The organism is Sphingorhabdus arenilitoris, from assembly GCF_042651485.1.
Lineage (GTDB): Bacteria > Pseudomonadota > Alphaproteobacteria > Sphingomonadales > Sphingomonadaceae > Sphingorhabdus_B > Sphingorhabdus_B arenilitoris.
The window spans coordinates 117705-137924 of sequence record NZ_JBHSDH010000012.1 but is presented as its reverse complement, the minus strand read 5'-3'; the positions used below and the strand labels follow the sequence as shown (position 1 = coordinate 137924).

The 20220-nt window shown below is 55.2% G+C and carries 19 protein-coding genes and 1 tRNA gene; 12 read left to right on the top strand and 8 right to left on the bottom strand.

Annotated elements, in window-relative coordinates; all coding sequences use genetic code 11:
- The first annotated feature begins 178 nt into the window (after positions 1-178).
- Entirely contained in the window at positions 179-1228 is a 1050-nt protein-coding gene (locus tag ACFOWX_RS03800; protein WP_381421459.1) for a LacI family DNA-binding transcriptional regulator, read from the top strand.
- 18 nt (positions 1229-1246) lie between these two features.
- On the opposite strand, the gene ACFOWX_RS03795 is transcribed toward ACFOWX_RS03800, so the two are convergent.
- From ACFOWX_RS03795 to ACFOWX_RS03785, 3 genes are all read right to left on the bottom strand, one after another.
- On the bottom strand, positions 1247-3010 hold the full coding sequence (locus ACFOWX_RS03795; protein WP_381421588.1) for an AMP-dependent synthetase/ligase: 1764 nt from the start codon (positions 3008-3010) through the stop codon (positions 1247-1249).
- A 128-nt stretch (positions 3011-3138) separates the two neighbouring features.
- Positions 3139-4863 (bottom strand): gamma-glutamyltransferase, encoded by a 1725-nt coding sequence (ggt, locus tag ACFOWX_RS03790; RefSeq protein ID WP_381421456.1) that lies wholly within the window; start codon positions 4861-4863, stop codon positions 3139-3141.
- A gap of 54 nt (positions 4864-4917) precedes the next feature.
- The gene (locus tag ACFOWX_RS03785) at positions 4918-5949 is read right to left on the bottom strand and encodes a quinone-dependent dihydroorotate dehydrogenase (RefSeq protein ID WP_381421454.1); all 1032 of its coding nucleotides are present in this window, start codon (positions 5947-5949) and stop codon (positions 4918-4920) included.
- A 280-nt stretch (positions 5950-6229) separates the two neighbouring features.
- Here ACFOWX_RS03785 and ACFOWX_RS03780 point away from each other — a divergent pair, with 280 nt between their 5' ends.
- Complete coding sequence (locus ACFOWX_RS03780; protein WP_381421452.1) at positions 6230-7075, top strand: AraC family transcriptional regulator; 846 nt, start codon at positions 6230-6232, stop codon at positions 7073-7075.
- Here ACFOWX_RS03780 and ACFOWX_RS03775 read toward each other — a convergent pair.
- Entirely contained in the window at positions 7064-7294 is a 231-nt protein-coding gene (locus tag ACFOWX_RS03775) for a hypothetical protein (protein ID WP_381421450.1), read from the bottom strand. The two genes, ACFOWX_RS03780 and ACFOWX_RS03775, sit on opposite strands and share 12 nt — an antisense overlap.
- Positions 7295-7314: 20 nt before the next feature.
- Here ACFOWX_RS03775 and ACFOWX_RS03770 point away from each other — a divergent pair.
- The 3 genes from ACFOWX_RS03770 to ACFOWX_RS03760 all read left to right on the top strand — a co-directional run bounded on the left by ACFOWX_RS03770 (position 7315) and on the right by ACFOWX_RS03760 (position 9457).
- Positions 7315-7389: transfer RNA gene (locus ACFOWX_RS03770), tRNA-Thr, on the top strand.
- 77 nt (positions 7390-7466) lie between these two features.
- On the top strand, positions 7467-8468 hold the full coding sequence (locus ACFOWX_RS03765; protein WP_381421448.1) for a threonine aldolase family protein: 1002 nt from the start codon (positions 7467-7469) through the stop codon (positions 8466-8468).
- The gene (locus tag ACFOWX_RS03760) at positions 8465-9457 is read left to right on the top strand and encodes a DMT family transporter (protein ID WP_381421446.1); all 993 of its coding nucleotides are present in this window, start codon (positions 8465-8467) and stop codon (positions 9455-9457) included. Before ACFOWX_RS03765 ends, ACFOWX_RS03760 begins: the two co-directional genes overlap by 4 nt.
- Here ACFOWX_RS03760 and ACFOWX_RS03755 read toward each other — a convergent pair.
- Positions 9367-10224, bottom strand: coding sequence for an SDR family oxidoreductase (locus ACFOWX_RS03755; RefSeq protein ID WP_381421444.1), 858 nt, complete (start codon positions 10222-10224; stop codon positions 9367-9369). The genes ACFOWX_RS03760 and ACFOWX_RS03755 overlap by 91 nt on opposite strands.
- A 48-nt stretch (positions 10225-10272) precedes the next feature.
- On the opposite strand from ACFOWX_RS03755, the gene pgeF reads away from it, so the two are divergent.
- From pgeF to ACFOWX_RS03740, 3 genes are all read left to right on the top strand, one after another.
- Positions 10273-11040: a peptidoglycan editing factor PgeF gene (gene pgeF / locus ACFOWX_RS03750; protein ID WP_381421586.1), complete on the top strand. Its 768-nt coding sequence runs from the start codon at positions 10273-10275 to the stop codon at positions 11038-11040.
- Positions 11037-12437 (top strand): SLC13 family permease, encoded by a 1401-nt coding sequence (locus ACFOWX_RS03745; RefSeq protein ID WP_381421442.1) that lies wholly within the window; start codon positions 11037-11039, stop codon positions 12435-12437. The genes pgeF and ACFOWX_RS03745 overlap by 4 nt, the downstream gene beginning before the upstream one ends.
- A gap of 66 nt (positions 12438-12503) precedes the next feature.
- Positions 12504-13817: a cystathionine gamma-synthase family protein gene (locus tag ACFOWX_RS03740; RefSeq protein WP_381421440.1), complete on the top strand. Its 1314-nt coding sequence runs from the start codon at positions 12504-12506 to the stop codon at positions 13815-13817.
- Between the two features lie 15 nt (positions 13818-13832).
- On the opposite strand, the gene ACFOWX_RS03735 is transcribed toward ACFOWX_RS03740, so the two are convergent.
- Positions 13833-14522, bottom strand: a complete 690-nt coding sequence (locus ACFOWX_RS03735; RefSeq protein ID WP_381421438.1) for an HAD family hydrolase — start codon at positions 14520-14522, stop codon at positions 13833-13835.
- A 104-nt stretch (positions 14523-14626) separates the two neighbouring features.
- On the opposite strand from ACFOWX_RS03735, the gene ACFOWX_RS03730 reads away from it, so the two are divergent.
- The 4 genes from ACFOWX_RS03730 to ACFOWX_RS03715 all read left to right on the top strand — a co-directional run bounded on the left by ACFOWX_RS03730 (position 14627) and on the right by ACFOWX_RS03715 (position 18225).
- The gene (locus ACFOWX_RS03730; RefSeq protein ID WP_381421436.1) at positions 14627-15739 is read left to right on the top strand and encodes an ABC transporter permease; all 1113 of its coding nucleotides are present in this window, start codon (positions 14627-14629) and stop codon (positions 15737-15739) included.
- A complete protein-coding gene (locus ACFOWX_RS03725) occupies positions 15739-16530 on the top strand; it encodes an ABC transporter ATP-binding protein (protein WP_381421434.1) in 792 nt (263 codons plus the stop codon). Before ACFOWX_RS03730 ends, ACFOWX_RS03725 begins: the two co-directional genes overlap by 1 nt.
- Before the next feature lie 116 nt (positions 16531-16646).
- Positions 16647-17621 (top strand): MlaD family protein, encoded by a 975-nt coding sequence (locus ACFOWX_RS03720; RefSeq protein WP_381421432.1) that lies wholly within the window; start codon positions 16647-16649, stop codon positions 17619-17621.
- Between the two features lie 16 nt (positions 17622-17637).
- Entirely contained in the window at positions 17638-18225 is a 588-nt protein-coding gene (locus ACFOWX_RS03715) for an ABC-type transport auxiliary lipoprotein family protein (protein WP_381421430.1), read from the top strand.
- Between the two features lie 13 nt (positions 18226-18238).
- Here the strand turns inward: ACFOWX_RS03715 and ACFOWX_RS03710 are convergent, their stop codons facing one another.
- Together ACFOWX_RS03710 and lgt are read right to left on the bottom strand one after the other, a co-directional pair.
- Positions 18239-19309, bottom strand: a complete 1071-nt coding sequence (locus ACFOWX_RS03710; protein WP_381421428.1) for a class I SAM-dependent methyltransferase — start codon at positions 19307-19309, stop codon at positions 18239-18241.
- A complete protein-coding gene (lgt, locus tag ACFOWX_RS03705; protein WP_381421426.1) occupies positions 19299-20180 on the bottom strand; it encodes a prolipoprotein diacylglyceryl transferase in 882 nt (293 codons plus the stop codon). The genes ACFOWX_RS03710 and lgt overlap by 11 nt, the downstream gene beginning before the upstream one ends.
- Between the last annotated feature and the right edge of the window lie 40 nt (positions 20181-20220).

The following is a 20220-nucleotide window of genomic DNA, read 5'->3' as shown; positions in this document are numbered from 1 at the left end:
GAATCAGCTTTCTATTTAACCAATCATCCGCTTTTGAATATATTTTTTTGCCACAGGGGCGCTCTGTTTGCCCGATAAAATGAAAGGCCGAGCAAAATGCTTGCCGTTATTGCCGAAATTGGCTTAGATCGCACATGAAGTTGCTGCCAGTTTTGGTCGGCTGCGAATAAAGGTGACCATGGCCCAAAACACAGCATCCGATAAAAAACCGACCATTAATGATGTCGCTCGGCTCGCAAATGTGTCGAAAAAAACGGTCAGCCGGGTTTTGAACAAATCACCGCTGACGACAGAAGTTACCCGGGCGCGGGTTGAAAAAGTGATTGATGAGCTTGGATTTGTTCCCAATCCGCAGGCGAGGGCATTGGCGCTTCGGCGCAATTTCTTCATCGTGTTGTTTCACGACAATCCCAATGCGCAAACCGTTTTGAATTTTCAAAAGGGCGTGCTGGATAGGATCAAAACATCCGACCTTGCGCTTGTCGTCCGTCCTGTCGACCGCCATTCGCCTGACATGCTGGATGATATTGCCCATTTTTTGGATCAGCAGCGCCCATTGGCCGCGCTTGTCCTGCCGCCTATATCGGAGGATGACCGGATCGCAGAATTGCTGCGCGCGAAAAATGTGGAATATGCGCGCATAGGTTCGGCGCAGCTTGACGATTTACCGCATAGCGTTTTTTCAAATGACCGGGAGGCCGTGAAAGCCGCCTGTTCGGAGCTGATCCGCGCAGGCCATAAAGCCATTGCCCTAATTAAAGGGCCAGCGGGCTTTCGCTCTGCCGCCGAACGCGAGCAAGGGTTTCGTGAGGCAATGGCAGCAGCAGGCCTGCCGGTCGAGGAGCATTTTGTGGTCGAAGGCACATACCGCCTGAATTCAGGCTATGTCGCGGCTCAAAAACTGCTTGCTGGCGATAATCCGCCCACCGCGATTTTTGCGTCCAATGATGAAATGGCCGCAGGTGCGTTACATGCCGCGCGGGAGCGGGGCATTAATGTACCAGAAGATTTGTCCCTGGTCGGATTTGACGATTCCCCAACGGCATCACATCTTTGGCCGCCGCTCAGCACGGTGCGCTGGCCGATTATGGAAATGGGCCGCATGGCCGCGCAAAAAGTGGCTCAACGCTATTTACCCGATGGGACCGATACCGATTTGGACGACGCCCAGCTATCGTCAGAATTTATCAGCCGAAAATCCATCGCTCCGCCCCGGCACCTGCAATAATATAGCCGTCCCGGAGCCCTAAGACCTATACATGCCATCCAGTCGCTCTTGATACCGGCTACGGATCATGTGCCGGCGGATTTTCATACTCGGCGTCATTTCTTCATTTTCGATTGTGAAGGGTTCATCGGCAAATTCAAATTGCCGCACTTTTTCGGTCACCGATAAATCCTTATTCACGCGGTCAATCGCCTCACGGATCGCGCTGCGGAAAGCGGGGTTATCCTGCAAGGCTTTGAAATCATATTTCATATCCTGCGCCCGCGCCCATTCCAGCGCCCATTCGGGGTCCGGCACGATCAAGCCGACAATATAGGGCCGTTTATCACCCGACACCATCGCCTGCATGATTTCAGGCTGCAGCGTTAGCATCCCTTCCACCTTTTGCGGTGCGATATTGTCGCCTTTGTCATTGACGATAAGGTCTTTTTTCCGGTCGGTGATTTTTATCCGTCCCGCCTCATCAATCAAGCCAATGTCGCCAGTATGCAGCCAGCCATCTTTAATAACACGGTTGGTTTCCGCCTTGTTGCGCCAATAACCTTTCATCACCAGCGGCCCGCGCACCAATATCTCACCATCCTCAGCAATCTTCACCTCGGTATTTTTCAGCGGCGGGCCGACCGTATCCATTTTAAGCCCCGTCTTTGGACGGTTACAGCTGAGCACCGGGCCGCTTTCGGTCTGGCCATAGCCTTGCAACAAAGTGATACCCAAGGATTGAAAGAATAAACCGATTTCAGGATTCAGCGGCGCGCCGCCCGAAACCAGCGCTTTTAACCGGCCGCCAAATTTTTTGCCGACTTTTTTCTTAAATGTTCGCGATAGAAAAAACCGCATCGGCGCATCGCGCAGGCGCTTGCGGCCCGCTTCACCATAATCGCGTTCCCCGATCGACAGCGATTTATCGAGAAAGAAATTGGGTATCTTGCCCTGTTTCTCAATCCCCTTGATTATTCGTTGCCGGATCACCTCAAACAAGCGGGGCACAACGACCATGATGGTCGGCCGCGCCTCTTCGATATTGCTCATCAGCTTATCGAGCCCTTCGGAATAATAAATTTGCGCCCCGACCGCGATTGGCAAAAACTGCCCGCCCGAATGTTCATAGGCGTGAGACAGTGGCAGGAAGGACAGGAATACCTCCTCCTCCAAGCCGAAATCTTCGCGCAAAATTTCGGCTGCACCGTCGGCATTATGCAATATTGCGCCATGCGGCTGCATCACTCCGCGCGGTGATCCGCCCGTGCCGCTGGTGTAAATGATGCAAGCGACGTCATCGCGCGTCACGCTTTCCATCGCTGTCATAGATGCGGCGACATCGGCGTCGCTGCCTTGGATCATATCGGCCCAGTCGCGATACTGCAGTTGCCCCTGCTGCTTCACTGGAAGCGTTTCCATACCAATGATAAATTCAGCTTCATTGGATTTGATAACGGCTGGCATCAATATTTTGGCGAGCTTTTCGGTCGAAACAATGACCGCGCGGGCGCCGCTATTGTCCAAAATATGCTGATGATCGCGTTCGGTGTTGGTCGTATAGGTCGGCACAGTGACGCAGCCTGCCGCCATAATGCCAAGATCAGCGATGCACCATTCCGGTCGGTTTTCCGAGACCAGCATCACTCGGTCCCCCGGCTCCAGCCCCAATTTTTTCAAATTTTTGGCCAAGCCCGCAACCCGCCGCGCGGCTTCGGTCCAGCTAATGCTTAACCATTCTCCGCCTATTTTGGCCCATAAAAATGGCTTATCACCGCGCTCCTGCGCGCGGGCATAAAACATGGAAACCAAATTGGGGAATTGGTCGAAATCATTATATTGCTGAGCGGCCAAACTCTCTCTCCTGCGAATGTATTATTATCTCTCTGGCGTTATTCAGGCTAGCGCCCAAAGCGCTGCGCTGCAATCGGCTATTGAACGGTCTGCGGCGGTGCAATGATGATTTTCGATTGGGCCGTGCCTTCGCCGCGTGGGTCCGCCGCGCCGCGCCAGCCCTCAACGGTCAATTGCGCTCCATTAACCTTTGACCCCAAATCGGTCACGTCAACCTCCTGCCCATATTTGGCCAAGTCCTCCGCCATTTTAGCAAGCGGCGTCTCTTCTTCGAGCATCAGCTTTCCCCGGCCAAAATAAATATTGGGCAGCGCAATCGCCTCTTCCAATGGCAGGCCGAAATCTAGCACACCGATCAGGGTTTTGGTCACATGCATGATGATCCTTTTGCCGCCCGCAGACCCCAAGGCCAGCACTTTACGGCCATTTTGATCAAATACCAAAGTGGGCGACATGGAGGATAACGGGCGTTTGCCGGCCTCAACCCGGTTGGCCACGGGGGCACCATTTTCTTCGGGCGCAAAGGTGAAATCGGTAAGCTCATTGTTGAGCATAAATCCGCCCGCAATCAGCTGGCTTCCGAAAATACCTTCAATCGTCGATGTCATGGTCGCCACGCTGCCTTGCGGATCAACCGCGACGAAATGCGTTGTGCCGCTGACTTCGCTCGACACCGCCGCCGTGCGGGGCGAGGCTCCCGGCGGCGTCCCTGCTTCAAAATTGGTCAATGCCTTTTTGGGGTTGATAAGCTTTGACCGGAATTTGAGATAATCAGGATCGATCAGGCCCAATGTTGGCACATCGACAAAATCGGGATCGCCCAAATATTTTTCGCGGTCGGCATAGGCAAGTTGCATCGCTTGGCCCAGCAAATACCAGCTGTGCGGATTATCCTTGCCCAATTTGGTCATGTCATATGGGGTTAAGGTGCCCAATATTTGCAGCACCGTGGTCGCGCCCGATGACGGCGGGCCCATGCCGCACACGACATAGACGCGGTAAGGCGTGCATAGTGCATTTTGCTCTTTCGCTTTATAGGCGGCAAGATCGGACAGGGTCATATCGCCCGCATTCACGGGAGCCTTTTGCACTGCCTCCACGATTTGTTCGGCAATTTCGCCTGTATAAAACGCATCCGGCCCTTGCGATGCAAGAATACGAAGTGTCTCCGCCAGCGCCGGGTTTTTAATGATGGTCCCAGCTGGAGCCGGTTTCCCGTCCACCCAGAACAGCTTTTGCGCTTCGGGAAAATCGCCCCATAAGCGGGCAATCTGCTCCAACCGCTTGGCCATTGTTTCATTCACTTCATAGCCTTCGTCAGCCAACCGAATGGCGGGCGCAAATATGTCGGCCCAGGGGAGGCGCCCCCATTTGCGGTGCGCCATCGCCATTAACTGGATATTGCCCGGTACGCCAACCGAACGGCCGCCCGGCATTGCCTTCAAAAAGCCGAGCGGTTTACCGTTTTCGTCGAGAAATCGGTCTGGCGTTGCGGCAGCAGGTGCGGTTTCGCGGCCGTTAATTGTCGTCAATCCATTGGTTGCACCGTCGGCATAAATCAGGAAACCGCCGCCGCCAATGCCGCTCGATTGCGGTTCAACAACGGTCAGTGCCAACATCATCGCCATGGCTGCGTCGGAGGCCGACCCGCCCTTTTCTAATATTTCCATTCCCGCCTCCGTCGCACGCGGATCGGCGCTGCTGGTGACGCCGTAAGGTGCAGTTTGAGCATCCTGAGCAGCAGAATTTTGGTGGAATGAAGCTACGAAAATCGTCAGCACGGACAGGATTATTTTCTTCATGCCTGCCTTTTATGGCGATAACGCCTGCTGCGATAGTCCAAATTTAAGAATGCTTCATTCGCTGCCTACGGCCTGTGCAATATTGCTGAGGCCGTCCCGGTCCAGCAATTGCAGCAAGCCTGTGTTGATTTTCGCGGCCAAAGCGGGACCTTCATAGACCAGAGCACTGTATAATTGCACCAGCGACGCGCCCGCTTTTATCCGGGCATAGGCATCGTCGGCATTGGCAATACCGCCAACACCGATCAGAGGAATTTTGCCGCCCGATGCACTACGGAAATCCCTCAACCGTTGCAGCGCCAATTTTTTCAGCGGTGCGCCGGACAGGCCGCCAGCTTCACCGCCATGGCGGGATTGCAGCGGCGGGCGGGTTATGGTGGTGTTGGACACAATCAATGCGTCAATCCCCCGGTCCAGCGACACTGAAACAATGTCATCAATGTCGGCAGGTTGCAGATCGGGCGCGACCTTCAGGAATATCGGCGTTGCGTCGCTTCGCGCGGCCATCACGGCGGTGAGCAGCGCATCAAGCGCGCCTTTATCCTGCAAGGCCCGCAAACCGGGAGTGTTGGGTGAGCTGATATTGACGGTTAGATAATCCGCATAGGGCGCCATCGCGGTAACGCCGATCACATAATCGGCAATCCGGTCCTCGCTATCCTTATTGGCACCAATATTGATGCCCACTGGCCCCGGTTGCGGTTTACGGCGCAGCTGCTCCAGCCGGATCGATGCGGCAAGCTGCCCTTCATTATTAAAACCCATGCGGTTGATGACCGCCTCATCCTCGACCAAACGGAACAGGCGGGGCCGGGGATTTCCCTCTTGCGGGCGCGGGGTTAATGTTCCCACCTCGGTAAAACCAAAACCCATGCGTAATATCGGCGCGGCAACTTCGGCATTTTTGTCATAGCCCGGGGCAAGGCCAACGGGCGAGGGGAAATCGATGCCCGCAACCACTTGTTTCAGCCTTGGATCGGGATCCGGCCATTTGCCCAGCGGCATGATTCGCAACGCTGCCAGCGACAGCCCATGCGCCGATTCGGCGTCGGAAAGAAACAAAGCAGGGCGCAAAAGCTTATACATAAGCGCGCAGCCTATCGCTTAGCTGCTGTAAATCCGCAATGTTTCTTTACCTTTTTGGGACAGAAAAAGGCCGTTTGCGCAAAAAATCATGATATTTTTTTACCAATGACGATTCCATGCAAGACTATTTTACATCTTTGCGCGATAGGGGCTGTGCGACCCGAAGGGCTCAATGTTGATACATAGAGTTCTTTAACTTTTGGACCTGCCCTTCGGGGCAGGTCTTTTTTTTGTCGAATTTGTCCAATTTTCCTGCTACCTCTTACGCGAGGGATCGCAAATGATACTGCTGGATTATGAAGCGGCTAATGAAAAGCTGGCCCCGCTAATTTCGTCTTTTTATCGATTCGAATATAGGGGTACGCCACTTGCAGAATTGGAGCGGGCTGACCGCGCTCAGTTCCGTTTTTACCTGCATGGAGAAGGCGAATATCATTTTTCGAAGGACCGGTTCGATCCGGGTCATCCTGTTACAATTGTAGGACCAACCACTGCGCCTTGCCTCACCAAGACAAAAGGCGATGTGCTGGTTTTCGGATGGGGTATCACGCCGGCAGGCTGGGCGGCGCTTATGGGATCGCGTGCGGAAAAGAAAATCGACCACGCATTTGATGCCCGCGAAATTTTTGGCGACTGGATCATGGATTTGCGGGCTCAGTTGAAAAAATGTTCGGCATTGGCCGATCAAACCAAGCTGGCCGAGGCAGCAATCGGGGAAATTTATGCCAATGCGGATAAGGCCCCTTTCGAATTCACCTACCGCGTCGACAAGTGGCTTGCCAGCAGCCCCGATCCGCAAGTTGACGATTTGCTTGCTGCAACCGGTCTTTCGGTGCGGCAATTGGAACGCACGACGAAACGCTATTATGGTATGCCGCCGAAGAAGCTGGCCCGCAAATATCGTGCCTTACGCGCGGCTCACGCGCTGGCGCTCGGCGATAGTTTGGATGAAAATGAACTGGGCGCTGCTTTCTACGATCAATCGCATTTGATTCGCGAAATTAAGCAATTTACTGGCTTGACCCCCGGGCAATTACGCTCTGGCCAATCTACACTGACACAGGCAACGATGGAGGGGCGCAGCCGCATGGCGGGCAAGGTTAACCCTTTGATCTCAGACAGCTGAGGGCGGTCCACCGTCATCTTTAACGGGCGGCTGCTTCCGGTCCGCATCACCGGGTTTCGTTGCTTCTGCCTTAGGTATCTTTCGCCGCCGCAAATTGGCCCGCAGCGCTTCGGCCAACCGGTCGGCTTTTTGTTGTGATGGTTTTTTGGACATGGGAACGCTATGCCAAAGCATGACCGGTGCAGCAAGCCGCTTGACTTTCCCCCAATCTCTAAGCATAGGCCGCTTCCACTGGATAAGCCGCTGTAGCTCAGTGGTAGAGCGCGTCATTGGTAATGACGAGGCCGGGAGTTCAATTCTCCCCAGCGGCACCAGTGCTCTGACCCCGCGCCATCTTTGTCACTGCTTAATTCCGATTGACGCGGTAACGGGTCAGCGGCAATGCAGTGCGATGCGATTTTTCTCCGATAATGCAGCTTTGGTTCACCCCAAGGTGATGGACGCGGTCATGGCCGCAAATAGCGTCGACAGCGCCTATGATGGTGATCGTTGGAGCGCGCAGCTAAACTTGGCCTTTTCCGAAATATTTGAACGCCCTGTCCGCTGTTTATCAATCGCCACTGGAACGGCCGCAAATTGCATTGCGCTATCGGCGATGGTCCGGCCCTATCAAGGCGTTATTTGCCATGAAGAAGCGCATATCGAAATGGATGAGGCGGGGGCGCCCGGATTTTATACGGGCGGCGCAAAATTGCTGCTGACTAAAGGTGAAGGCGCAAAGCTGACTTGCGATGCGATATCGGCAAAGCTGTCCTCCATCCGCGCGGATGTGCATCAGGTGCAGGCTGGCGCGCTGTCGATCACCAATGCCACCGAATATGGATTGGTCTATCGCGCTAACGAAGTTCCGGCATTGGGGCAGTTGGCCCGCGAGAAGGGCTTGAAATTCCATATGGACGGAGCTCGTTTTGCCAATGCCATGGCGTCATCGACTTGCTCGCCCGCCGATATGACATGGCGCGCCGGGGTTGATGCGCTGAGTTTCGGATTTGTCAAAAATGGCGGAATGAGCGCCGAAGCATTGATATTCTTCAACGATGAGATGGCAGATATGGCGACCTATCAGCGTAAACAGGCCGGGCATTTATGCAGCAAGGGACGGTTTATGGCGGCGCAGCTGCTGGCGATGATTGACGGTGACTTATGGCTCAAAAATGCCCGCGCCGCCAATGATGCGGCGGCAATCATAGCGAAGGCCGCAAGCAGCCGCCTGCTCCATCCAGTGCAAGCAAATGAGATATTTTTGCGCCTTACCGCAAATGAAGCGGCCAAGCTGCGCCATGCGGGTTTTGATTTTTATGATTGGGGCGAAGGCGGCGCGCGGTTTGTGACGAGCTGGCACCATGATGCCTCCGATGTGCAGCCGCTGGCCGATGCGATTGCGGCGCTATGAACCACCCCGTCATCACCGAAGCCGCCGCCGAAATAGCGGCAGAACAGCCAATAACGCCGAAAGAGCCGGTAAAGGCCGAGCATACCGATTACGGCCTGCTCCATCCCAAAATCCTGCTGCCCTTTTTGCTCGTGTCGCTCATCTGGGGATCGACATGGCTGGTGATCAGAGATCAGATTAGCGCGGTTCCGGCTAGCTGGTCGGTCACCTACCGCTTCATCATCGCGGCGGCAGGTATGTTTATATTGGCTGCTTGTATGCGCATTCCCTTGCGGCTCGACCGGCGGGGGCAGCTTTGGGCGATGCTGATCGGCGTCGTGCAATTCGCGATGAATTTCAATTTCGTCTATGCCGCCGAACATCATATCACCTCTGGGCTGGTCGCGGTGCTGTTTGCCTTGCTGATTGTGCCCAATGCGCTGCTCGGTAAATATTGGCTGGGCCGCGCGGTGACCCGGCAATTTTGGATCGGCGCGATCATTGCCAGCGTTGGCGTTGGCCTCCTCGTTCTGCGCGAATATCGCTTCGCCGACATGAACCCGGTGGAGGTGCTGATCGGTACGGGGCTGACCCTGATCGCGGTTATGTGCGCTTCGGTTTCCAACGTGTTGCAGGCATCGGACCGGATGACGCGCTTTCCGATCATCGCGGTGCTGGCCTGGGCCATGCTCTATGGCGTGATCGGCAATGCAATCTGGTCCTTGATAACCGTTGGCGCGCCGGTGATCGAAACCCGCGCGGCTTATCTGGGCGGTATTGTCTATCTCGGCCTCATTGGATCGGTTGTGACATTCCCGCTATATTTTGGCCTGATCCGCGATATTGGCCCTGGCAAAGCCGCCTACACCAGCGTGTTTATTCCCGTGGTGGCGATGCTGCTATCGACTTTATTCGAAGGCTATGTCTGGTCGGCGCTGGCCGCTGCAGGAGCGGTGCTGGCCATGGCGGGCCTGCTGATTTCCATGCAGGCACGCAAACCATCACAGTAATTGGGATAGGCCAGCCGCCAACCCAATAACCGCTTTGCCCTCCTATTGGCGACGCGCCGGTTTTCGGCATAAAAGGCGAGTGCCATCGGCGATAGCTGCGCCTCGTCCAGCGACTGCATCGGCGGCGGTTCCTGTCCCAATAGCATGGCGGCATATTCAATGACCGCATTTTGCCCGCAGGGTAAATCGTCGGAGAGGTTATAGACACCAGATGGTCCGTTAAATGATGCAATAACTCCGCCCGCTATATCCTCGACATGAATGCGGCTGAATATCTGTTCGGGCAAGTCGATCCGGTGCGCCTTGCCCTCGGCCACGCGTTCAATTGCGCTGCGCCCGGGACCGTAAATACCGGGCAGCCGGAATATGCGCAAACGGCTATCTAGCGCCTGCCAAGCAAGGTCAGCGGCATTGCGCCCGGCGCGGCGGCCCTGCACGGCGGCGCTTTCATCCACCCATGCACCGCCCGCATCGCCATAAACACCGGTAGATGACAAATAGCCAAGCCAAGACGCGCCAGCGCTGCGGATTGCGTCGCCATAGCGGGCGAGCACGGGATCATCGCCGTTTCGTTCCGGCGGGACGGATGACAAAATGTGACTGGCGCTGGCGATTGCCGACCGAACCGCAGCATCATCGTCAAAGGCAATGTTATCGCCGTCGGCCGTCCGCCGCGTGCCGGTAACCCGCCAGCCTTGCGCACGCAATTTGGTCGCCAAGTGCGATGCGCTGTAGCCCATGCCAAATATAAGAAGATGATTATCCATATCCGCTTGGGCATTGCAAATGCCGGGCGTAATTGCAATGACATCGCCATGGGAGCTATTGAAAAATTGACATCATCGGCGCTGAGCGCGGTCGCACATGGATTTTTGGGGCGTAGCGGCGGCGTATCGGCTGGCATCTATGCCGGGTTGAATGTCGGGCTGGGTTCCGCCGATAACCGCGCGGCGATTGATGAAAACCGTGTTCGGGCCGCAAATGCGGTACTGTCCGGAGCGGCGCTGAACACTGTTCATCAAATTCATTCGAATAAAGTCATCACCGTGGACCGGCCATTTGGCGATGACCGGCCAGAGGCCGACGCGATGGTGACCGCGACGCCGGGTATATTGCTCGGGATATTGACCGCCGATTGCGTCCCCATCCTATTTGCCGATGAACAAGCGCGAGTAATCGGCGCGGCGCATAGCGGATGGAAAGGATCGATCACCGGCATCATGGACGAAACGGTGAAAGCGATGGTCAAATTGGGGGCCAGCCGGGAAAATATTGCCTGCGCCATTGGCCCATGCATCGCGCAAAAAAGCTATGAAGTGGATGAAGGCTTTTTTGAACGCTTTATTGAGGCTGACCCTGCCAACGATCATTTTTTTATCGGCGGCAAAGCTGGGCATTATCAATTTGATATAGAAGGCTATGTCGCCGCCCGCCTTGCCGCCGCTGGTATCCGCAAAATCGAATGTATGGGCGAAGATACCTATAGCCAGCCGGACCGCTTTTTCAGCTACCGTCGGACCTGTCACAAGGCAGAGAGTGATTATGGCCGCCAAATCTCGCTCATCGGGCTGACCCAGCAGTGACGGCAGAGCGCATCGGTTTTTGGGCAGGATTGATCCTGTTCGCCGCCATGCTGATGCTCCCTGCTCCGGGGGGAATGACAACGCAGGCATGGCAGGTCGCAGCGCTCGTCCTATTGATGGCGGTATTTTGGATGACGCAAGCATTACCGCTGACCGTCACGGCGCTGCTGCCCTTCCTTGCCTTGCCCGCCATGGGGGTGATGAGCGCATCGGATACTGCCAAGGAATATTATTCGCCGATATTATTCCTGATCCTGGGCGGGGCATTCATTGCGCTGGCCATTGAACGAACCGGCCTCCACCGGCGCGTCGCGCTCGCCATATTGAAACGAGCGGGCAATGGCGCGGCTGGACTGCTTTTTGCCTTCATGATCGCTACCGCGCTGCTGTCCATGCTGATTTCCAACACCTCCACTGCGCTCATTATGGTGCCGATCGCGCTGGCGGTATTGGCGGCGGGCGGCGTGAAGGATGGGGAAACCGATGGCATGGCAGGCGCGTTGATGATGGGCATCGCCTTTGCCGCGAGCATTGGCGGGCTGGGCACATTGGTGGGATCGCCGACCAATGCGATTGCCGCAGGCCTGATTAACAAACAATTGGGCATAGAGATTAATTTCCTCAGCTGGATGGCATTCGGCTTGCCGGTGGTTTTGTTGTCCATACCTGTTTGCGGCCTCATCCTGATGCGGGTGCAGAAAATGGCCGCCATCCCGTTCCGCGCCGCAGCCGCGCGTGAGGCGATTGGCACTCCTGGCCCATGGAGCATGGCGGAAAAACGGCTCGTGCCCGTCATCGCGTTGGTGGTTCTGCTTTGGATAATGCAGCCTTGGCTGAAAGACATCATGCCCGAAAAATCGGTGACCGATGGCAGCATTGCGATATTGGGCAGCCTGTTACTCTTCACCATCCCCGATGGCTCTGGCCGGCCCTTGCTGGTTTGGAAAGAGGCTGACCGCGCGCCATGGGGGGTCATCATGATGTTTGGCGGCGGACTGGCTCTGGCGGCGGGCATTACCCAAAGCGGGCTGGCCGCGTGGCTGGGTGAGGCGTTGGAGCCCTTGTCGGCGGTCCACCCGCTGATCATTGCGGCTTGCGTCGTGGCGCTGGTTATCGTCATCACCGAATTTGCCAGCAATGTCGCCACGGCCAGCGGCGTTATACCGGTCATTGCCGGGCTGGCGGCGGCAACGGGAGCGGACCCGTGGATGCTGGCAATGGCCGCGTCCATGGCCGCAAGCTGGGGCTTTATGCTGCCATCGGGCACCGGCCCCAATGCGATTGCCTGGGCCAGCGGCCACATCGCTTTGCCCCGAATGCTAAAGGCGGGATTTTTGCTTGATCTCGCCGGAGTGCCGATATTGATTGCAATCTGCTGGATCGTGGCCGGAACGTAATTTAGTTTCAATTGAAACGAATTATGTTATAGCGTCGGCAATGCCAATGTGAGGAAAGACAGCCCAATGACCGATGACAGCATGACCCCGCGCCGAACACCCAAAGCGCCGATTGAAACCATTGGCGGGCGCAAGTTGAAACCGTCCACTTTGATGATGGGCCATGGCTTTGATCCGGTGCTATCCGAAGGGTCGATTAAGGCACCGATTTTTCTCACCTCTACTTTTGTTTTCGAAAATTCGGCAGCCGGCAAGCGCCATTTTGAGGGGATAACGGGCAAACGCCCCGGCGGCGCAGATGGCCTTGTCTATTCCCGCTTCAACGCGCCAAACCAAGAGATTTTGGAAGACCGGCTGTCGGTGTGGGACGGGGCCGAAGACGCGCTGGTATTTTCCAGCGGCATGACCGCGATTTGCGTGATGATGCTGGCTTATTGCGCGGCCGGTGATGTGATTGTGCATAGCGGACCGCTGTATGCCGCAAGCGAAGGTTTTGTTGCCAAAACGCTGAGCAAATTCAACGTCAGCTATCTCGATTTCCCCGCGGGCGCATCGCGCGGCGAAATTGATACCATATTGGAAAAGGCCAAAGCGCTCGCCGAAAAGCAGGGGGGTAAGGTCGCGATGGTCTATCTGGAAAGCCCGGCCAACCCGACCAATGCGCTGGTGGATATAGAGGCGGTGCGCGATGCCCGCGATGCCGCCTTTGGTAAAGGTGCGGACAGTGCCCCGCCCATCGCCATAGACAATACCTTTTTGGGCCCATTATGGCAGCGGCCATTGGACCATGGCGCGGACATAGTCGTCTACAGCTTGACCAAATATGCAGGCGGCCATAGCGATTTGGTCGCAGGTAGCATTGCAGGCGCCAAAAAATGGATGGACCCGGTGCGCGCCTTACGCAACACCATGGGCGGGATATGCGATCCCAACACCGCGTGGATGCTGTGCCGTAGCCTTGAAACACTCGAATTGCGCATGGCACGGGCGGGCGAAAATGCGGCGAAGGTCTGTGCTTTCCTGAAAACGCATCCTAAAGTCGAAAAGCTGGGCTATCTGGGCATGATCGACGACCCACGGCAACAGGATATTTATGACCGCCATTGCAGCGGCGCTGGTTCCACCTTTTCCGTTTTCATCAAAGGCGGAGAGGCCGAAGCTTTTCGTTTCCTCGACAATATGAAAATTGCCAAATTGGCGGTGAGCCTTGGCGGCACCGAAACGCTGGCCAGCTTGCCCGCTGCGATGACGCATTTATCGGTCCCTGATGAACGCAAAGCGATGCTCGGCATTACCGACAATCTGGTTCGGATTTCAATTGGTATTGAGGACCCGGATGACCTGATTGCCGATTTTGAACAGGCATTGGCCGCGGTTTAAGCCTGTCAGGCCTTACTACCGCCAATCCAATATCGTCCACCCCTGCGCCTTGGCCATATGGGCAAGCGGCGGGTGAGGGTTGGTGGCAAAGGCCTCATCCGCATAGGCCAAAAGCGGCGCGTCGGATATATGGTCGCTATAGGCGCGGATGTAGCAATTGCTGCGCTCCAACCCTTCCGCCCGCATCCATTCCTGCACCCTGTCCAGCTTGGCCGCATCATAACAATTATGGCCGTCAATCCGTGCCAGAACATGGCCGCTATCATCGCTCGCCAAATCGGTGGCAATTACATCGTCAAAGCCGAGCCGAGCCGCAATCGCATCGACATAGAGCCGGTATGACGCAGTGGCGATGACATGGCGATAGCCGCCGGCTTTCTCCTGCTCCACCTGCGCGCGCAATTGCGGATAGACATTTTTACCGACTACCAAATCGGCATGGCTTTCCAAATAGCGGGCAAAATCATCCCGTTTGACGCGGCGGCCGATGAGCAGGCTTTGCGAAAATTCTTTTAACCGGCTTCGGCTCCATATTTTCATGCCATATAGCATCAAACCAACGAGCAATATTGGCAGCAACAGCAACCGCCAAGGCGCGCGGTTCATCGCGATATGCGCCAGAAAGCCATTATAGGTTGCGCGCCGCGTTATGGTTTTGTCCATATCATAAATGGCGATTTTTATTTTGCTATGTTGCCCGCTCATTGCGCCGATATAGCGCCAAAATCAGGCAATGACAGGGAAGAAAGCGTCAGAGGCATTTCGCTATTGGCTTGTGATTATCAACTTTTTGCGTCAATTATGGGGACATGAGCGGAGCTGCAGATTTTATTGAAGAAAAAGCACAGGATAACAGCGATTTGCTTCGTTTCACCGGGATATGGACTATTGCCCATGTCGGTGCGCTGGAAAAAAAACTGTCTGCCTTTACCGGTCCGGTTACGCAAATTGACCTATCGCATGTCGAGCGTATCGATACGGTTGGCGCATGGCTCGTCTACCGCACCGCGCGCGACCATGGAGCGCAGATTAGCGGCGCTTCGGCAGAGGCGACCAAGCTGATTGAACGGGTAAGCGGCGGCGATAGCGATGCCGCCACCAAACCGCGGGCATTATCCCCGCCGCTGCGCATCTTGAACGAGCTGGGCGAAGCGGTGAGCGTCGCCCTTTCCACCATGGCGCAATTTTTGGGGTTCATCGGCCAAGTGGTTATCTCGTTTTTTGCCGTTTTATTGCACCCGTCACGCCTACGGTGGAACGCGATTGCACAGCATTTTGAAATGGTCGGCATCCGGGCGCTGGGTATCGTAGGGTTAATGAGTTTCCTGATCGGTATCGTCATTGCGCAGCAAGGTGCGGTGCAGCTGAAACAATTTGGCGCTGAGGTATTTACGATCAACCTGATCGGGCGGCTGACCTTTCGGGAACTTGGCGTGTTAATGACCGCTATCATGATCGCCGGCCGGTCGGGCAGCGCCTTTGCCGCGCAGATAGGTACCATGAAAATAACCGAAGAAATTGACGCGATGCGCACCATTGGCGTCGCCCCGATTGAGGCATTGGTATTGCCGCGAACATTGGCCACGGTTTTAATGATGCCTCTGCTCGCTTTTTACAGCTGCATCATCGCTGTGATCGGAGGCGGGCTGTTATGTTGGGCAGTGCTCGAAATTCCGCCTGTCACTTTTGTCCAGCGGTTGCGTGAAGTAACGCCCATGACCGATTTCTATGTGGGGATGATTAAAGCACCGGTATTTGGCGCCATCATCGCCATGACCGGTTGTTTCCAAGGATTGCAGGTAGGCAACAACGCCGAGCAGGTCGGTCTGAAAACGACCGCCGCTGTGGTGCAGGCGATATTTTTGGTGATCGTGCTAGATGCCTTTTTCGCAGTATTTTTCAGCGGCATTGGGTGGGATTGATGCGCGACGGACAAGGCCATGAAATTGTTATTTCGGTGCGCGGCCTGCGCAACCAATTTGGCAAGCAAGTCATCCACGAAAATCTCGATCTGGATGTAAGGCGCGGCGAGATATTGGGCGTGGTCGGCGGATCGGGAACCGGTAAATCGGTGCTGATGCGCTCGATCATCGGCCTGCAGCGCCCCGATGCTGGTGAGATCCATGTTTTGGACGAAAATCTGCTCGACCGCGACACGGTCGGCGATGATGAGGTCCGGCGCAGATGGGGCGTTTTATTTCAAGGTGGGGCGCTATTTTCAACCTTAACCGTCGCCGAAAATATTCAGGTGCCAATGCATGAATTTTATCCGGGTTTAAGCGCCAATCTATTGGACGAAATTGCACGGACAAAGGTGCATTTGAGCGGTCTGTTTCCCGAAGCCGGGGCAAAATATCCTTCCGAATTGTCTGGCGGGATGAAAAAGCGGGCAGGACTTGCCCGCGCGCTTGCGATGGATCCAGAGCTGTTATTTCTGGATGAACCAACGGCAGGTCTGGATCCGATTGGCGCGGCCAAATTCGACGAGCTGACCCGTGATTTGAAAGAAACATTGGGGCTGACGGTTTTCCTGATCACGCACGATCTTGATACGCTTCACGCCATTTGCGACCGCGTGGCGGTTTTGGCCGACCGGCGCGTGATTGCCATTGGCAAAATCGACGAGTTGCTGACTAGCGACCATCCGTGGATCAAGGAATATTTTTCGGGTCCGCGCGGCCGTGCGGCAGACCGGGGACGGGCTGGGCAATGATAACATTCACGTTAATTGCAGAAACAGCTTTGCCAAAGGGCCGGCCCGCCGCTAAGCTTTTTCGCGCTGGGCGGCTATTCGCTGCACCGATAATGATAGGAGCTTAGACAGGGGCGATGGAGACAAGATCCAATTACATACTTGTCGGCGTGGTAACTTTGGCGCTGTTATTGGCCGCCGTTGGCTTCACTGTCTGGCTCGCCCGCTTCAATGATGGCGCGCAAAAAGAATATGATATTTTCTTCAAACAATCGGTCAATGGATTGGCGAAAGGATCGGGTGTGTCTTTTGCTGGCGTCCCATCGGGCCAGATAACCGAGATCAAATTATGGAAAGATGATCCCGAATTTGTCCGGGTGCGGATCAGCATCGATGACAGCGTCCCCATTTTGCAGGGCACCGTTGCCACTATTGCTGGCGTGGGTTTTACGGGCGTGTCGGAAATACAATTGGACGGCGCGGTGAAAGGAGCTCCTGCCATCAGCTGCCCCAAAGTAAAGCCGGAATCGGCCTGCCCCGGCGGTGTCCCTGTGATTCCGACAAAGCCAGGCGCACTGGGAGAATTGCTGAACAGCGCGCCTTTATTGCTCGAACGCCTATCGACGCTGACCGAACGGCTCACCAATATTATGTCGGACAAGAACCAGCAATCCATTCAGCAGATTTTGGACAATGTCGAAGGCCTCTCCGGTTCGCTGGCAAGCCAGGCACCGGAAATGCGCGCAGTGATTCAGGAATCGCGGATCACGCTGCAAAAAGCAGGGCAAGCGTCCGAGCAGATCGCTTTGGTGGCGCAGTCCACTGGCAGTATGATCGACAGCGAGGGCAAGGCAACCTTTGCCGAGCTGCGCAGTACATTGAATGCCGCCAATAAAAGCCTCGCCGCATTGGAGCAGGTGGCGAATAAATCGGGGCCAGTGCTCGACCAAGTCGCAGTACAAACTATTCCAGAGGTCAACAAGCTGACCCGCGACCTGCAAAAACTGACCAACTCGCTGAAATCGATAAGCGACAAGTTGGAGCAGGACGGCGCATCGTCGTTGATCGGGACGCCTGCATTGCCCGATTATGATCCGAAAAAGGGCAAGTGATATGGGACGAAATGCAATGAAAATCATGCCTGCCTTGGGCGCGTTACTCCCCGCAATATTGCTCAGCGGCTGTGTCAGCTTTGGCAGTAAACCTCCGCCATCGTTACTCGTCCTATCCGCCACCAGCAGCCTGCCTGCTGGCGCCTCCCATGGCGGAGTAAAGAGCGAGGCGTTGGTGATATTGACACCAACTGTGCCGCGCAAGTTGGATACCAACCGGGTCCCGGTTCAAATGAGCAGCAGCAGCATCGCTTATTTGAAAGACGCCATGTGGTCGGACAAGCCCGCCAGCCTGATGCAGCAATTACTGATGGAAACTATTGCCGCGAAAAATGATCGGTTGGTGCTGAATGAATCCGATGCAGGCGGTCAGGCCCAGATGATGTTGTCGGGCAATTTGATGGAATTTGGCGTTGACGAAAATAGCGGCAATGCGGTCATCATATACGATGCGGTCAAGCTAGTCCGGGGTGAGCCCGTTGAAAAACGGCGATTTGAAGTGCGGCGGCCAGTTAGCGTGATTGAACCCGTTCCCGTTGGCACCGCGTTGAATGAAGCCGCCAATCAACTTGCCTCCGATGTCGCTGCATGGTTGAAACAATAACCCTGCTCACCCGTTAAATCAGCGCGGCATCAAATCCTTCTGGACGCGGCCAATCGGGGGAACTGACGGCCAGCACTTTGAACAAGCTGCCCATTTCGTCGCCATCCACCAATCGGTTGCGCGCGGCGATAATCTCATCCGCTTTGTCCGGCGAAGCTTCGACCAATGTCGCTGTGCGCTGATTAATGCCCAGCACCGACAGCCATTTTCCCTGCTCAACTGGCCCGCCAATCTGCAAATCGCGCATCCGGGCGAGATTCGCTATTTCCAGGAAATTGACATGGGCGGTCAAATCCCGTTCGCCCGGTTCGTCAAAAGGATCGGCAAATTTATGATCTTTTACCGATTGCAATGTGCTGCCCAAACCTGGCTGCGCATAACCATAATCGATAATCAGCAGGACGCCCCCCTGTTTGTGGATACGGGATGTCAGCTCATACATAATACCGCTGCTGTCGGGCGATGTTTCATAAATGCTGTTGGGCGGTGCACCCCGAAAATCGGCAGGGACCAGATTATCCATGGCATATTGACCGGGCATGGCCATGAATTTTGTGCCCCTGTCGCGCACTACAACCCGTTCGCGCCAGCCCGCGTGGGTCGCCACCAGCTGCCGCACCGGCAGAGCGTCGAAAAATTCATTGGCGATGATCAGCAACGGCCCGTCATCGGGCAGGTCATCGACATTATTATAAAATTGCGCTTGCGGCACGGCAGCGGCTTGCTTCGCCCTTAACGCGCTGCTGGTCTCCACAAAATGGACAGGCGGCGTCATTTCAAATTTTGCCATGGCACGCAGCGCATCTTGCGACAAACTGCCCCTGCCCGGGCCCAATTCAACATAATGGCAATTGTCGGGGCGATTATGCCGCAACCATATATCGGCGAGCCACAGGCCGATTAACTCTCCAAAAATCTGGCTGACTTCTGGAGCGGTAATGAAATCGCCTGCCGCGCCAATGGGGTCTTGCCTGTCATAATATTCGGCGTTGGCCGCGCGCATATATTCAGCGACACTGATCGGGCCGGAATTTTCAATCTGTTTCGCCAGCCGCAACGCCAAGTGATTCTGATCAGGCGACACTATCTGCTCCCATCACCGGTTCCACCCTTTGCCGCCGTTTATTGGCCGTAGCGACAAGGAACAGTCCAAGCAGGATCATCGGCATAGTTAAGAACTGCCCCATGCTGAAGCCCGTAGCATCAACCAGCCATTGCAATTGTTGATCCGGCTGACGGAAATATTCGATGGTGAAGCGCGCGGTTCCATAAATCAGGGCGGCCAGACCAAACAGGAAACCCGGCTTATAGCGCGCATCGGTTTTCCAAAAGAGGGGCCATAATATCGCCGCCATCAGCAAGCCTTCAAAAATGGCTTCATACAGCTGGCTCGGGTGGCGGGGCGGGCCCAATAGGGTTGCACCCTGAACGACTTCGGGAAAACGCATTGCCCAGGGCACGTCGGTTTCCCGCCCCCACAACTCACCATTGGCAAAATTGGCCAGCCGCACAAGAAATGTTCCGAACGGCACGCATACCGCGATGTAATCGCATACCCGCAAATAAGATAACTTATGCTTACGCACAAATATCCAAAGCGCGAACAGCACGCCCAATGTCCCGCCATGCAGCGACATTCCGCCTTCCCACACGCGGTAAAATTTATCGATCGCAAGCAAACTGCGATCATAAAAAAGGATATAGCCAAAACGCCCACCCAATATGACGCCAAGCGTCATATAAAGGATCAGGTCATCGGCATACGCTTGCGACATCGGGGCTCCGGGCCGCTTGATCAGCTTGGTTAAATACCAATAGCCGAGCAGGATCATCACCAGATAGCTAAGCGAATACCAGCGCAATTTGAAGAACCCGAGGTCGAGCGCAACTGGACCGATCCCCAAATCGGTATAATTAATATAGTTCGCACTCGCCGCCAAAAATTCTAAAAACAAGATAAATCCCCGATAATTTTGACATTCCTATAGAGGGAAA